The organism is Mycolicibacterium sp. XJ2546 (genome assembly GCF_053483195.1).
In genome coordinates, this window is the sequence record NZ_JBEFRW010000071.1 from 1 (window position 1) to 212 (window position 212).

Consider the following 212-nt stretch of genomic DNA (forward strand, 5'->3'; position numbering starts at 1 on the left):
TAGGTATCGGCCTCGGCGAACTCCGGAACCGGCAGCGCCCGCTTGTCGAGCTTGCCGTTGACGGTCAGCGGCAACGCATCCAACACCACCACCGCCGCGGGCACCATATAGCCCGGCAACCGTTGCCCCAAAGCCGCGCGCAGTTCGGCCGGATCCGCGCTACCGGTGACGTAGGCCACCAGCCGCTTGTCACCGGGGCGGTCCTCGCGCAC

At 69.3% G+C, this 212-nt stretch carries 1 protein-coding gene; it reads right to left on the reverse strand.

Translation table 11 applies throughout. The features are described from left to right. Positions 1 to 212 (reverse strand): AMP-binding enzyme (locus tag ABQE44_RS25885; protein WP_448432683.1); only part of this gene is annotated, 212 nt, incomplete at both ends.